Raw genomic sequence first — 12,917 nt, forward strand, 5'->3', positions numbered from 1 at the left:
GCTTCCCCTCCATCCGATTCGGCTTGACCACACGATGATGCGTTCCCCTGCCGCGCCCGGCACGTTCTCCGAGCCGCCGAAGAAATCCCTCGGCCAGAACTTCTTGCACGAGCGGGGCGTCGTCGATCGCATCGTGCTGGCGGTCAATCCACAGCCCGGCGACCGGCTCGTGGAGATCGGCCCCGGCCAGGGCGCGATGACGTTTCCGCTGCTCAAGCGCCACGGCGCACTGACCGCGATCGAGTTCGACCGCGATCTGCTCGAGCCGCTGACGCTGCAGGCCGCCGCGCACGGCGCACTGGAGCTGATCCACGCGAACGTGCTCGATGTCGACTTCACCGCGCTCGCAGGCGATGCGCCGATCCGGTTGGTCGGCAACCTGCCCTACAACCTGTCCTCGCCGATCCTGTTCCACGCGCTCGACCATGCGGCGGTCGTGACCGACATGCATTTCATGCTGCAGAAGGAAGTCGTCGAGCGCATGGCATCCGGCCCGGGCAGCAAGGTCTACGGCCGCCTCAGCGTGATGCTGCAGGCCTATTGCGAGGTCACGATGCTGTTCGTCGTCGGCCCCGGCGCATTCCGCCCGCCGCCGAAGGTCGATTCGGCCGTCGTGCGTCTGAAACCGCGCCCGGCGCACACCGTCGGCATCGACGATCCGCGGCGCTTCTCCGATATCGTGAAAGCCGCCTTCGGCCAGCGTCGCAAGACGCTGCGCAATGCGCTGTCGACGCTGATGGACAGCGATGCGATCACCGCTGCCGGCATCGATCCGCAACTGCGCGCCGAGCAGCTCGCGGTCTCGGATTTCGTGCGTCTGGCGAATCATCCGGTGACGACGTAGTCGATGCATTCATGGCCTGCGGATACACTGTCTCCAGCATGGACGAGACAGCCGACTACACACTCGAGATCCAGATCGCGACGCGCTTCCTCGACGAGGAATCGACGCCCGACGACGACCGCTACGTGTTCGCCTACACCATCCGCATCCGCAACACCGGCCGACTGGCCGCGCAGCTGATGGCCCGCCACTGGGTCATCACCGACGCCAATGGCCGGATCGAGGAAGTGCACGGCGACGGCGTGGTCGGCGAACAGCCGCGTCTGGAACCCGGCGAAGCCTTCACCTACACCTCGGGCGCGGTGCTCTCGACCGCGGTCGGCACGATGGAAGGGTCCTACGACATGGTCGGCGACGACGGTGCGCAGTTCGATGCGCCGATTCCGCCGTTCACGCTCTCGATTCCGCGAACCCTGCACTGATGGCCGTCTGGGCGATCGGTGATCTGCAGGGCTGCTACGGCCCCACGCAGCGACTGCTCGAAGCGATCCGCTTCGATCCGGCGGTCGATCGCCTGTGGTTCTGCGGCGATCTGGTCAACCGCGGCGGTGAGTCGGTCGAGACGCTGCGGCTCGTGCACTCGCTGCGCGACAACGTGGTCAGCGTGCTCGGCAATCACGACCTCTCGCTGCTGGCGATCGCCGAGCGCCGCGAGGAAGATCAGCGCAAGGTCAACGCCGACCTGCAGGGCGTGCTGTTCGCACACGACCGCGACGTGTTGCTCGACTGGTTGCGTGCGTGCCCGCTGCTGCACGTCGACCGCGAGCTCGGCTGGATGATGCTGCACGCCGGCCTCGCGCCGCGCTGGGACGTCGATCTCGCACAGCGCCATGCGCGCGAGATCGAGAACAAGCTGCGCGGCCCTGGCTACAAGAAGCTGCTGCGCAACATGTACGGCGATCGCCCCGCCTGGTCGCCGAATCTGACCGGTTACGACCGCGACCGCGCGATCATCAACGTGTTCACGCGCATGCGCTACTGCTCGCCGCGCGGCCGCATCGCGTTCGAGGAGAAGGGCACGCCCGGCACCCAGCAGCCCGGCATCTATCCCTGGTTCGAAGTGCCGGGCCGCGCCGAGCGCGATCTGAAGATCGTCTGCGGCCACTGGTCGACGCTGGGCCTGTTCCTCGGCCTGGGCGTGCATGTGCTCGACACCGGCGCGGTCTGGGGCGGCACGCTCACCGCGCTGCAGCTCGATGCGGAGACGCTGCGTGTCGTGCAGGTGCCCGGCCGCGACGTGTCCGGCCTGCCGCCGCGCAAGGTCCAAGCCTGACGCCGATGCGGGCGGTGTCACGGCTCGCAGCGCTCCTGCTGCTCGCCTGCGTCGCTCTGCCGGCAGTCGCGATACCGGCACTGGTGGACGCCGCGCGTGCGCAGATCGGCGTGACTGTGCGCTACGACCCTGCCTATGTCCGTCTGTCCTATCCCGGGGGCGACGTGCCCGACGACCGCGGTGTCTGCACCGATGTCGTGGTGCGCGCGTTGCGCACGCAGGGGCTGGATCTGCAGCGTGCGATCCACGAGGACATGCGCAGCGCATTCGCCGCGTATCCGCGCGACTGGGCGCCGGCGCGCCCGATCGCAACATCGATCACCGGCGCGTGCCCAACCAGATGCGCTGGTTCGAGCGGCAGGGCTGGCAACGCGCGATCGGCCGGCGCGCTGCGGATTTCCACCCCGGCGACATCGTCGCCTGGCGTCTGCGCAGCGGCCAGCTGCACATCGGCATCGTATCGGATCGCCGCAGCGCAGCCGGCACGCCGCTGATCCTGCACAACATCGCCCGCGGCACACGCGAGGACGACCTGTTGTTCGACCACACCATCATCGGCCACTACCGGCCGACGCGTCCCCTCCCACGCGTCGCGCGCTGATCAGGCGCGGCGGTACTCGACGAACTCGAAGGCATGCGCATGGCGCGCATCGGCCGCATGCGGGGTGCGCGAGATCTCGCGCCACGCCGCGGCGTCCCAGGTGGGAAAGAACGCATCCGCGCCGTCCACCACGGTGTCGACATGGGTCAACTGCAGCACGTCCGCCTGCGGCAGCGTGAGCGTGTAGATCTCGCCGCCACCGATGACGCACAACTCGGTCGCGTGCTGCGCGGCTGCCACAGCGATCGCCTCATCGAGCGTCGCGGCCGCCTGCATCCCGTCGAACGGCACGCGCCCGCTGCGGGTCAGTACGAGGTTGGTGCGTCCGGGCAGCGCGCGTCCCAGCGATTCCGCGGTGCGTCTCCCCATCAGCACCGGCTTGCCGAGCGTCAGCGCCTTGAAGTGGCGGAAGTCGTCGGGCAGATACCAGGGCATCGCATTGCCGCGGCCGATCGCGCGATGGCGATCCAGCGCCGCGACAAGGACCAGAGCGGGCCGGCTCATTCGGCGTCCAGCGCGTCGCGCAGGCTGCCATCGGACGCGAAGTCCCAGTCGCCGCCGAACTCGATGTCGTCGACGCGCCACTGCGCGTGCTCGCAGCGCATCAGCGCGTGGTCGCGCCAGCGCGCGTCCCCCTGGCCGGCATAGCGCATCTCGACCGCCACGCGTGTCGGCGCGGCGGGATCGGCCTGCGCCGACAGCACAGCGGTCGGTCCTTCGAACAGGCTGGTGAACAGGCTGCCCTCGATGAAGGACGGCTTGTCGTCCGGGAACGCCGCGATCTCGGCCTGCTGGCGAACGCGCGCACGCGCGATCGAGGCCTGCATGCCGGAGGACAGCAACGGGCCGAGCGTGCGCATCGCATCCGCCGACGGCAGCCCGCGGGGATTCAGCGCGACGACCTGGCGATAAAATGTCTCCGCGGCATCGACTGGGGATGCGCCGGCGCACGCCGCGGACATCACCGCCACGCTGCCCTCGCGCGTGGGCATCTGTTGGCAGCCCGCAGCCGCCAGCGACGCGACGAGCGCCAGCGCGATGCGCGCGCCGTTCATACCGCGATCGGCGCCTTGATCGCCGGCGCTGGATCGTAGCCTTCGATCGCGATGTCCTCGAAGCGGAACCCGAACAGATCGGTGACGTCCGGATTGAGCCGCAGCGTCGGCAAGGCGCGCGGCGTGCGGGTGAGCTGCTCGCGGGCCTGGTCGTAGTGGTTCGAATACAGATGCGCGTCGCCCAGCGTATGCACGAAATCGCCGACGCCCAGGCCGGTCACCTGCGCGACCATGTGGGTCAGCATCGCATAGCTGGCGATGTTGAACGGCACGCCGAGGAAGATGTCGCCGCTGCGCTGGTAGAGCTGGCAGCTGAGCTTGCCGTCGACGACGTAGAACTGGAACAGCGCGTGGCAGGGCATCAGCGCCATCTCCGACAGCTCGCCGACGTTCCAGGCACTGATCACCAGACGGCGCGAATCGGGATTGCGGCGGATCTCGTCGACCAGCCACTGCATCTGGTCGATCGTGCGGCCGTCGGCCGTCGTCCAGCGCCGCCACTGCTTGCCGTAGACCGGGCCCAGTTCGCCGTCGGCGTCGGCCCACTCGTCCCAGATGCTGACCTTGTTGTCGCGCAGGTAGGCGACGTTGGTGTCGCCCTGCAGGAACCACAGCAGCTCGTGGATGATCGAGCGCAGGTGCAGCTTCTTGGTCGTCACCAGCGGGAAGCCGGCGCTGAGGTCGTAGCGCATCTGCCAGCCGAACACGCTGCGCGTGCCGGTGCCGGTGCGGTCGGACTTCTCGGCGCCGTGGTCGAGGACGTGCTGCAGCAGATCGAGGTACTGCTTCATCGCGATCTCCGGATCGATCGGGGCGATGCGTGCATCGCTTATTGCGTGTCGACGGTCGCCGCGGGCGGCACCGGCTGCAGGGTCGGCGCGCGGCGCGAACGCCACAGCAGGAACAGGCCCAGCGCGATCAGCGGCAGCGACAGCACCTGCCCCATCGTCAGCCAGCCGAACGCCAGATAGCCGAGCTCGGCATCGGGCACGCGGACGAACTCGACGATAAAGCGGAACACGCCGTACAGCAGCGCGAACAGGCCCGACACCGCATAGCGCGGCCGCGGCTTGCGCGAGAACCACCACAGCACGACGAACATCACCAGGCCTTCGAGAAACGCCTGGTAGAGCTGCGACGGATGGCGGGCGAACTGGTCCAGCGCGCCGGTCGCGAATTCGCTCTGCAGGCGCTCGGCCGACCAGCCGCGGAACGCGGGATCGGTCGGGAACACGACGCCCCAGCCGGCCTGCGTGTACTTGCCCCACAACTCGGCGCCGATGTAGTTGCCGATGCGACCGAAGCCCAGACCCGGCGGCACCCACGGCGCGACGAAATCCATGACGTCGAAGAAGTGCAGGCCCTGCTTGCGCGTCCACCACCACGCCGCCACCAGCACACCGAGCAGGCCGCCGTGGAAGCTCATGCCGCCGTCCCAGACCTTGACCAGCATCAGCGGGTCGCGCAGCAGATCGCCGAAGGCATAGAACAGTACGTAGCCGATCCGGCCGCCGAGGATCACGCCGAGGATGCCGTAGAACAGCAGGTCGCCGAACTGTTCGACGTTGACGCCCGGCAGGCGCCCGGCGCGGATGCGGCTGCGTCCGAGCAGCCACGCCGTGCCGAAGGCCAGCAGGTACATCAGGCCGTACCAGTGGATCGACGGATGGAAGGCGCCCACCTGTGGCAGGTGGACCGCGATGGGATCGATCTGGTGGAGGATCGTCATCGGATCAGCGCGGCAACGGATCGGTCGGCTCGTCCACCGGCGGCGTCCGCTCGCCGCGCACGCGCATCGCGTTGCGCTTGGCCCACAGGTTCAGCATCTCGACCGCGGCCGAGAAGCCCATCGAGCCGTAGATGTAGCCCTTCGGGATGTGCAGGCCGAAGCCGTCGAGCAGCAGATAGATACCGATCAGCACGATGAAGGTCAGCGCCAGCATCTTCACCGTCGGGTTCGCGTCGATGAACTTGCCCAGCGGCTGCGCCGCCAGCAGCATCACCGCCACCGCCAGCAGGATCGCGCAGACCATTACCGGCACGTAGTCGCCGGCCATGCCGACCGCGGCGATCACCGAGTCCAGCGAGAACACGATGTCGATGACCGCGATCTGCGCGATCACCGCGCCGAACGAAGCCGTCGCCTTGCCGACCGTGCCGTGCGCCTCGCCGTCCTCGCCCTTGAGCTGCTCGCGGATCTCCATCGCGCCCTTCACGATCAGGAACAGACCGCCGAGGATCAGCACCAGATCGCGCACCGAGATGCCGCGGCCGAACAGCTCGAACAGCGGCTCGGTCAGCCCGGCCAGCCAGGCCAGCATCAGCAGCAGGCCGATGCGCGTGATGCACGCCACCGCGATGCCGAACTTGCGCGCGAACTCGCGCTGCTCGACCGGCAGCTTCGACACCGCGATCGAGATGAAGACCAGATTGTCGATGCCGAGCACGATCTCGATCGCGCTGAGCGTGATCAGCAGGATCCAGACCTGCGGGTCGGTAATCAATTCCATCATCGGTGACACATCCTCATTGAGATTCGATCGGCACGGCGCGTGGCCGCCACCGCGCTCACAGCCAGCGCGGCAGCAGGATCAGGCCCCACACCACCACTACATGGACCATCGTGACGAACACCGCGGCCGAGCCCATGTCCTTGGCCCGGCCCGCGAGTTCGTGGAATTCGGGGCCGTAGCGCTCGATCACGGCTTCGATCGCCGAGTTCAGCAGTTCCACGGCCAGCACCAGCAGACAACTGCCCAGCAGCAGCGCGCGCTCCACACCGTCGGCGCCCAGCCAGATCGCCAGCGGCGCGAGCACGACCAGCAGATACACCTCGAGCCGGAACGAGGACTCGTGCAGCCAGGCGGCACGCAGGCCCTGGCAGGACCAGACCGTCGCCTGGAACATGCGCACGAAACCGCGTGGGCGATGACCGATACCGTCCGCCATCGTTCACGGCACCCGTCGGACGGCACGACGCGCGGCGCGCGCCACGCTGCGGCCAGGCGCGGGCCGCGGAACAGTCGGAGACATGGTGGGCCGGATGTGTCGGGCAGTCGCGTTGCGGCAATTCTGACACATCGTCCGCAAGGCGACGGCGGTCCCCGGTTTGCATTGCCGGGCGGCGGCTGTTTGACTGGCCGGCGGATTTTCCAGGAGCGACACCATGCCCATTCGACATCTGTCCCACCGCTGCCGGGCGCTGTGCGCCGCCGCACTGCTCGCCGCCGGCGTGCTCGCTGGCTGCGCCACCGGCAACGGCGTGCCGGCCGGTCTGGACCCGGTGTCCTCGCCGGAATGGGCCACCGACATGGCGCGCTTCGCGGCCGAGGACGCGGCGACACCGCCGCCCGAGCGCCCGATCGTGTTCACCGGCAGTTCCTCGGTGCGGATGTGGGACACGCTGGCCGCCGATTTTCCGGACGCGACCGTGCTCAACCGCGGCTTCGGCGGCTCGCAGGTCCGCGACGCGATCTGGTACGCCGATGAAGTCGCCCTGCGTTACCGGCCGCGGCAGATCGTGCTCTACGCCGGCGACAACGATATCGCCGAGGGCCGCTCGGCCGCGCAGGTCCTCGCCGACACGCAAGCCTTCGTCACCCGCATCCGCACGACCCAGCCGGGCACGCCGATCGCCCTGCTCGGCATCAAGCCCAGCCCGTCGCGTGCGCACCTGCTCGGCGTGCAGCGCGACGCCAACACCGCACTGCGCGACTGGGCCGCGACCCAGCGCAACGTCGCCTACATCGACGTGTTCACCCCGATGCTCGATGCCGACGGCGTGCCGCGCGAGGATCTGTTCATCGCCGATCGCCTGCATATGAACGCCGCGGGCTATGCGATGTGGAAGGACATCATCGGTCCGTATCTGGTGCGTTGAACCCGCCGGTCGCACGCAGCCACTCGCAGACACTGCAACGCCCGGCGTCGCCGGGCGCCCCGCACATCGGAATGTCATGGCGCTTCTCTCTACGCGGGAAGACCGGACGGCCATGCGAACCAGTACGCGAATCGAACGACCCGTCGTGCGTCACCGCGACCCGCGCCTTGCGGATTCTGCGCGATGGAAATGATTCCCGCCTGCGCTTGAAACGCTTACACGGCGATTTCCGTGCCGCGGCGCACAGCGCGAGCGAGCGTCAGGTGTGCACGGCGCCCTGTTCATTGACACGTGCAACCGTCCCGGCCAGCGTCGGTCGACCGGTGCAGCGCGCATGCGTGTCGCCCGGGACAGGAACAGGGGGAAGACCGCGGTAGCCACCCTTCATCAAGGAAATCACGATGATCCACAAGCGCCTGCTCGTTCTCGCCGTAGCCTCCGTCCTTGCCTCGCCCGCGTTCGCCGCGGAACTGCGCAAGGTCGACAACGCGATTCCCGGCCAGTACATCGTCGTCTTCAACAGCGACGAGATCCGCGAACGCGTCGATGCCGACCGCCTCGCCGGCCGACTCGACAAGGCCCTCGTGGCCTCGCCCGATGCCGCCGTCGCCGCTGAAGTGGAAAAGCGTGTGGTCGACGTCGCCGCCCAGCACGACCTCAAGGTCACCCAGCTCTACACACATGCGCTGCACGGCATGGTCGTCAACGCCGACGACCGCAAGCTGGCCAGCCTGCTCAACGATCCGCGCGTCGATTTCGTCGAGCAGGATGCCTACGTCGAACTGTCGGCCACGCAGACCGGCGCCACCTGGGGCCTGGACCGCATCGACCAGCGCGACCGCCCCTTGAACGGCACCTACGTCTACGATCCGCTGGCCGCCAACGTGCGCGCCTACATCATCGACAGCGGCATCCGTACCGGCCACACGCAGTTCGGCACGCGTCTGCTGTCGGGCTACTCGGCGATCAACGACGGTCGCGGTACCAACGACTGCAACGGCCACGGCACGCACGTCGCCGGCACCGTCGGCGGCACGACCTGGGGGGTGGCCAAGCAGGTGCGTCTGGTGCCGGTGCGCGTGTTCGGCTGCACCGGCGGCAGCGCCAACTCGACGATCATCGCCGGCATCGACTGGGTGCGCGCCAACCGCGTGCTGCCGGCCGTCGCCAACATGAGCCTCGGCGGCCCCGCGTCGACCGCGACCGACAACGCGACCAACAACCTGATCAACAGCGGCGTCACCGTCGTGGTCGCGGCCGGCAACAACAACGGCGCCAATGCCTGCAACTACTCGCCGGCGCGCGTGGCCAATGCGGTGACGGTGGGTTCGACCACGTCCACCGATGCGCGCTCCTCGTTCTCCAATATCGGCAGCTGCGTGAACATCTTCGCGCCGGGCAGCTCGATCACCTCGGCGTGGTCCACAAGCACGTCGGCGTCGAACACCATCAGCGGCACCTCGATGGCCTCGCCGCACGTGGCCGGCGCCGCGGCGCTGTATCTGACCAACAACCCCTCGGCCTCGCCGGCGACGGTGCGCAACTGGCTCTACAGCAATTCGACACCGAACCGGGTCAGCAACCCCGGGACCGGCTCGCCGAACCGCCTGCTCTACACGCGCTGATCGCGCGCATGCACTGCGGAGAAGGGCGCCCTCGGGCGCCCTTTTTCTTCGCGACGTCTACTGCTGCCGCAGCGCGTCGATCGGATCGAGTTCCGAGGCCTTGCGCGCCGGGTAGTAGCCGAAGAACAGGCCGGTCGCGACCGAGAAGCCCGCGGCCAGCAGCACGATCTGGCTGTTGAGCGCGGTCGGCAGATCGCTGAAACGGCCCACGAGCAAAGCGCCGCCGACACCGATCGCGATGCCCAGTACGCCGCCGCCAAGCGACAGCAGCATCGCTTCGGCGAGGAACTGCCGGCGCACGTCGGTGGGACCGGCGCCGACCGCCATGCGCAGGCCGATCTCGCGGATCCGCTCGGTCACCGAGACCAGCATGATGTTCATGATGCCGATGCCGCCGACGATCAGCGAGATCGTCGCGACCGCACCGAGCAGCAGCGACATCAGGCGCGTGGTCGCGGTACGCGTGGCGACGATCTCGGAGATGTTGCGCACGCTGAAGTCGTCTTCCGCGCCCGGAGCGATGCGATGGCGTTGCCGCAGCAGTGCTTCCACTTCGCCCTGCACATAAGGCAGATCGTCGGCGTTGCCGACCGTCAATGCGATCTGCATCACCGCGCCCGCCGGCATGCCCATTGCGCCGAGCAGACGTCGGCGCCCGGTTTCGAGCGGCACCATCATCACGTCGTCCTGATCCTGGCCGAAGCCGCCCTGCCCCTTCGAATTCAGCACGCCGACCACGACGAACGGCGTGCGCCCGATGCGCACCGTCTGACCGACCCCGCTGTCCTCGCCGAACAGTTCCCGCCGCACGGTCTCGCCGATGATCACGTTCTTGCCGGCGCCGCTGTAGTCCTGCGGCTCGAAGCCCGAGCCGTCGACGATCGTCCAGCCGTTGATCTCGAAGAAATCCGGCTGCACGCCCTGCCAGCTGCTGGCCCAGTTCTTCTCGGCGAACACGATCTGGCTGCTGCCGCGCAGCGACCCCGAGACCAGCTGCACTTCGGGAATCTCGCTGCGGATCGCTTCGGCGTCGCCTTCGTTCAAGGTGAAGAAACTGCTGCTCGCCTGACGCGCGCCACCTGGCGTGCGCCGCGAGCCGGGCGAGATGTCCAGTCGCTGCGACCCGAGGCCCGACACCATGCGATCGATCTCGGCCTGCGTGCCCTGGCCCACCGACACCATCACGATGACCGCCGCGATGCCGATGATCACACCCAGCGAGGTGAGCGCACTGCGCATCCAGTTGCCGCGCAGCGCGAAGATCGCGGTGCGCAGGACGTCGAGATAGGTCATGGCGCGGCTCCGGTCTGCGCGTGCGCGCGGGTGTCGTAGGGGCCTTCCTCGTGCAGCTCGCCATCGCGCATGACGAAGGTGCGATCGGCGTGCGCGGCGACTTCGGGATCGTGGGTGATCAGCACCACGGTGTGGCCGTCGTCGCGCAGCCGTTTGAACAGGGCGAGGATTTCCTCGCCTGTCTTGGTGTCGAGCGCGCCGGTGGGTTCGTCGGCGAGCAGCACCGGCGGCCGGTTGATCAGCGCGCGCGCGATCGCCACGCGCTGCTGCTGGCCGCCCGACAGTTCGCTCGGGCGGTGCGTGCCGCGGTTTTCCAGCCCGACCGAGGCCAGTGCCTCGCGCGCGCGCTCCGCGCGCTCTTCGTTCGGCACGCGCGCGTAGCCGAGCGGCATCGCGACGTTCTCGAGTGCGGTCATGCGCGGCAGCAGATTGAAGCCCTGGAACACGAAGCCGATCTTGTCGCGGCGCAGCTCGGCCAGCTGCTCGCGGTCGAGCGTGGCGACGTCGATGCCGTCGCACAGGTACTGGCCGCCGGTCGGCGTGTCGAGGCAGCCGACGAGATTCATCAGCGTCGACTTGCCCGACCCCGACGGCCCCATGATCGCGACGAACTCGCCGTGCGCGATCGACATGTGCACGCCCTTGAGCGCGATGACTTCGGCTTCGGTACCGGCCGAATAGATCTTCTCCAGCCCGCGGGTCTCGATGACCGGCGGCCGGCTGCCGGCCTGCGGCGGAACGGCGATCGCGCTCATCGGGTCGCCGCGCGCTCGCCGGTGACGATCAGATCACCTTCCGCGATGCCGCCCGAGGCTTCGGTCATGCTGCCGTCGCTGGCGCCCAGCCGCACCGGCACCGCCTCGCGGCGTCCGTCGACCAGACGGTAGACGGTCACGCGGGTCGCACCGACGGTCGCCGCCAGCGTGCGATTCCACTGCGCGCGCTGGTTGGCGTCGAGCGTGGCGGTGAAGTCGGCGAAGGTCTGCTGGAAGCGGTCCATCATCCGCTGGCGGATCTGCGCCTGCACGCTGGGATCGCTGCCGCCACCGCCCATCGTCATGCCCGGCGGCGGTCCGCCACCGGCATTGCCGCGCTGACCGCCGGGCGGACCGCTCGGGCGCGGCGCCTGCTGACGTTCGCGCATCGCCGCGAGCGCACTGTCGAACGCGGCCTGCTGCGGCGCGGTGAGCTGCATCGCGGCGGCCGCGGCGGCGAGATCATCGGCCAGTCCGCCACCGCGCGGCGCAGCGCCGCCTTCCGGACGCGCGGCCGCGGCGATGTCGGCCGCATCGGCCGGACGGTAACGCAGCGCCGCGTTGGCGATCTTCAACACGTTCTCGCGGTTGCTGACTTCGATCTCGGCATTGACCGTCAGGCCCGGCAACAGCGTGCCGTCGGCGTTGTCGACCGCCACGACCACCGGATAGGTCACCACGTTGTTCGTCGTCGTCGCCGCCAGCCGCACCTGTTCGACGGTGCCGTTGAAGCGGCGGTCGTTGAACGCGTCGGCGGTGAACGTCACGCTCTGACCGACCTGCACCTGGCCGATGTCGGCCTCGTCGACCGCGAGTTCGATGCGCATCTTGCGCAGGTCCTCGGCAATGGTGAACAGCTCCGGCGCCTGCAGGCTCGCGGCGACGGTCTGCCCGGGTTCGATCGAACGCGTGAGGATGGTGCCATCAACCGGCGAGCGGATCACGGTGCGTTCCATGTTGATGCGCGAGGTCTGCGTGGACGCGGTCTGCTGCACGATCTGCGCCTGCGCGGAATTCGCCTGCGCCTTGGCCTGGTCGAGCGCGGCGCGCGCGAGATCGACATCGCTGCGTGCGACCAGCTGCTGGCCGGCCAGCGACGCCTTGCGGTCGTAGTCGAGCTGCGCGTTGCGCAACGTGGCCTGCGCCTGCGCCAGCGACGCGCGTGCGCTGTTGACCTGGGCCGAGCCCTGTTCGATCTGCGCCTGGTAGGTCGCCGGATCGATGCGCGCCAGCACCTGGCCCTGCGTCACCGGATCGTTGAAGTCGACCAGCACCTCGGTGATCTGGCCCGAGACCTGGCTGCCGACGACGACCGTCGAGGTCGCGCTGAGCGTGCCGGTGGCGGAGATCACGACGCGGATGTCGCCGCGCTCGACCGGCGTCGTGCGCCAGGCGTCTTCCGCGGCGGCTGCAGTGCGCTGGGACCAGAACCAGACGCCGCCGGCGACGACGGCAGCGATCAATACGACGGGCACGAACCGCGAAACGGCGCGGCGACGGGGCTTGGGGCGGGTCGACATGGGTCCGGTCTTGATGGGCGACTGGAGACGCTAACGCATCGCGTGGCGTGGAGTTGACCCGGGCGCGGACT

Annotated in this window: 14 protein-coding genes and 1 pseudogene; 6 read left to right on the forward strand and 9 right to left on the reverse strand. The window is 68.7% G+C overall.

The features are described 5' to 3' along the window. Window positions 1–37 precede the first annotated feature (37 nt). The 4 genes and pseudogenes from rsmA to AC3A5T_RS04125 all read left to right on the forward strand — a co-directional run bounded on the left by rsmA (window position 38) and on the right by AC3A5T_RS04125 (window position 2,718). Complete coding sequence (gene rsmA, locus AC3A5T_RS04110; RefSeq protein ID WP_487627856.1) at window positions 38–844, forward strand: 16S rRNA (adenine(1518)-N(6)/adenine(1519)-N(6))-dimethyltransferase RsmA; 807 nt, start codon at window positions 38–40, stop codon at window positions 842–844. A 38-nt stretch (window positions 845–882) separates the two neighbouring features. Beyond that, window positions 883–1,266 carry a Co2+/Mg2+ efflux protein ApaG gene (gene apaG, locus AC3A5T_RS04115; RefSeq protein WP_332079618.1) on the forward strand — a complete coding sequence of 128 codons (384 nt, stop codon included), beginning with the start codon at window positions 883–885 and terminating at the stop codon, window positions 1,264–1,266. Next, window positions 1,266–2,117, forward strand: coding sequence for a symmetrical bis(5'-nucleosyl)-tetraphosphatase (locus AC3A5T_RS04120; protein WP_487627493.1), 852 nt, complete (start codon window positions 1,266–1,268; stop codon window positions 2,115–2,117). Before apaG ends, AC3A5T_RS04120 begins: the two co-directional genes overlap by 1 nt. A 5-nt stretch (window positions 2,118–2,122) precedes the next feature. Further along, a pseudogene (locus AC3A5T_RS04125) lies at window positions 2,123–2,718 on the forward strand (DUF1287 domain-containing protein). On the opposite strand, the gene AC3A5T_RS04130 reads toward AC3A5T_RS04125, so the two are convergent. Genes AC3A5T_RS04130 through AC3A5T_RS04155 form a run of 6 tightly spaced genes read right to left on the reverse strand, consistent with a single transcriptional unit; the run spans window position 2,719 to window position 6,722 of the window. After that, window positions 2,719–3,222 (reverse strand): dihydrofolate reductase, encoded by a 504-nt coding sequence (locus AC3A5T_RS04130; protein WP_487627494.1) that lies wholly within the window; start codon window positions 3,220–3,222, stop codon window positions 2,719–2,721. Continuing rightward, window positions 3,219–3,773, reverse strand: coding sequence for a YqhG/Tai3 family protein (locus AC3A5T_RS04135; RefSeq protein WP_487627495.1), 555 nt, complete (start codon window positions 3,771–3,773; stop codon window positions 3,219–3,221). Before AC3A5T_RS04135 ends, AC3A5T_RS04130 begins: the two co-directional genes overlap by 4 nt. Next, entirely contained in the window at window positions 3,770–4,564 is a 795-nt protein-coding gene (locus tag AC3A5T_RS04140; RefSeq protein WP_487627496.1) for a thymidylate synthase, read from the reverse strand. The genes AC3A5T_RS04135 and AC3A5T_RS04140 overlap by 4 nt, the downstream gene beginning before the upstream one ends. Window positions 4,565–4,602: 38 nt before the next feature. Continuing rightward, on the reverse strand, window positions 4,603–5,502 hold the full coding sequence (gene lgt / locus AC3A5T_RS04145; RefSeq protein WP_487627497.1) for a prolipoprotein diacylglyceryl transferase: 900 nt from the start codon (window positions 5,500–5,502) through the stop codon (window positions 4,603–4,605). A 4-nt stretch (window positions 5,503–5,506) separates the two neighbouring features. Then, window positions 5,507–6,286: a TerC family protein gene (locus AC3A5T_RS04150; protein WP_487627498.1), complete on the reverse strand. Its 780-nt coding sequence runs from the start codon at window positions 6,284–6,286 to the stop codon at window positions 5,507–5,509. A gap of 55 nt (window positions 6,287–6,341) precedes the next feature. Continuing rightward, on the reverse strand, window positions 6,342–6,722 hold the full coding sequence (locus tag AC3A5T_RS04155; protein WP_487627499.1) for a diacylglycerol kinase: 381 nt from the start codon (window positions 6,720–6,722) through the stop codon (window positions 6,342–6,344). Window positions 6,723–6,939: 217 nt separating this feature from the next. On the opposite strand from AC3A5T_RS04155, the gene AC3A5T_RS04160 reads away from it, so the two are divergent. Together AC3A5T_RS04160 and AC3A5T_RS04165 are read left to right on the forward strand one after the other, a co-directional pair. Further along, window positions 6,940–7,653, forward strand: a complete 714-nt coding sequence (locus AC3A5T_RS04160) for an SGNH/GDSL hydrolase family protein (protein ID WP_487627500.1) — start codon at window positions 6,940–6,942, stop codon at window positions 7,651–7,653. A 401-nt stretch (window positions 7,654–8,054) separates the two neighbouring features. Next, on the forward strand, window positions 8,055–9,278 hold the full coding sequence (locus tag AC3A5T_RS04165; protein ID WP_332079609.1) for a S8 family peptidase: 1,224 nt from the start codon (window positions 8,055–8,057) through the stop codon (window positions 9,276–9,278). Window positions 9,279–9,335: 57 nt separating this feature from the next. On the opposite strand, the gene AC3A5T_RS04170 is transcribed toward AC3A5T_RS04165, so the two are convergent. The 3 genes from AC3A5T_RS04170 to AC3A5T_RS04180 are packed head-to-tail and all read right to left on the reverse strand — an operon-like array spanning window position 9,336 to window position 12,846. Beyond that, complete coding sequence (locus AC3A5T_RS04170; protein WP_487627501.1) at window positions 9,336–10,571, reverse strand: ABC transporter permease; 1,236 nt, start codon at window positions 10,569–10,571, stop codon at window positions 9,336–9,338. Further along, window positions 10,568–11,326: an ABC transporter ATP-binding protein gene (locus AC3A5T_RS04175; RefSeq protein ID WP_487627502.1), complete on the reverse strand. Its 759-nt coding sequence runs from the start codon at window positions 11,324–11,326 to the stop codon at window positions 10,568–10,570. Before AC3A5T_RS04175 ends, AC3A5T_RS04170 begins: the two co-directional genes overlap by 4 nt. Continuing rightward, entirely contained in the window at window positions 11,323–12,846 is a 1,524-nt protein-coding gene (locus AC3A5T_RS04180; protein WP_487627503.1) for an efflux RND transporter periplasmic adaptor subunit, read from the reverse strand. Before AC3A5T_RS04180 ends, AC3A5T_RS04175 begins: the two co-directional genes overlap by 4 nt. Between the last annotated feature and the right edge of the window lie 71 nt (window positions 12,847–12,917).

This window comes from Luteimonas sp. Soil_C_16 (assembly GCF_057657295.1).

Excerpts from the sequence above, each read along its gene's own strand:
- rsmA (WP_487627856.1), top strand. The coding sequence starts at position 38 with ATGCGTTCCCCTGCCGCGCCCGGCACGTTCTCCGAGCCGCCGAAGAAA.
- apaG (WP_332079618.1), top strand. The coding sequence starts at position 883 with ATGGACGAGACAGCCGACTACACACTCGAGATCCAGATCGCGACGCGC.
- AC3A5T_RS04120 (WP_487627493.1), top strand. The coding sequence starts at position 1,266 with ATGGCCGTCTGGGCGATCGGTGATCTGCAGGGCTGCTACGGCCCCACG.
- AC3A5T_RS04130 (WP_487627494.1), bottom strand. The coding sequence starts at position 3,222 with ATGAGCCGGCCCGCTCTGGTCCTTGTCGCGGCGCTGGATCGCCATCGC.
- AC3A5T_RS04135 (WP_487627495.1), bottom strand. The coding sequence starts at position 3,773 with ATGAACGGCGCGCGCATCGCGCTGGCGCTCGTCGCGTCGCTGGCGGCT.
- AC3A5T_RS04140 (WP_487627496.1), bottom strand. The coding sequence starts at position 4,564 with ATGAAGCAGTACCTCGATCTGCTGCAGCACGTCCTCGACCACGGCGCC.
- lgt (WP_487627497.1), bottom strand. The coding sequence starts at position 5,502 with ATGACGATCCTCCACCAGATCGATCCCATCGCGGTCCACCTGCCACAG.
- AC3A5T_RS04150 (WP_487627498.1), bottom strand. The coding sequence starts at position 6,286 with ATGATGGAATTGATTACCGACCCGCAGGTCTGGATCCTGCTGATCACG.
- AC3A5T_RS04155 (WP_487627499.1), bottom strand. The coding sequence starts at position 6,722 with ATGGCGGACGGTATCGGTCATCGCCCACGCGGTTTCGTGCGCATGTTC.
- AC3A5T_RS04160 (WP_487627500.1), top strand. The coding sequence starts at position 6,940 with ATGCCCATTCGACATCTGTCCCACCGCTGCCGGGCGCTGTGCGCCGCC.
- AC3A5T_RS04165 (WP_332079609.1), top strand. The coding sequence starts at position 8,055 with ATGATCCACAAGCGCCTGCTCGTTCTCGCCGTAGCCTCCGTCCTTGCC.
- AC3A5T_RS04170 (WP_487627501.1), bottom strand. The coding sequence starts at position 10,571 with ATGACCTATCTCGACGTCCTGCGCACCGCGATCTTCGCGCTGCGCGGC.
- AC3A5T_RS04175 (WP_487627502.1), bottom strand. The coding sequence starts at position 11,326 with ATGAGCGCGATCGCCGTTCCGCCGCAGGCCGGCAGCCGGCCGCCGGTC.
- AC3A5T_RS04180 (WP_487627503.1), bottom strand. The coding sequence starts at position 12,846 with ATGTCGACCCGCCCCAAGCCCCGTCGCCGCGCCGTTTCGCGGTTCGTG.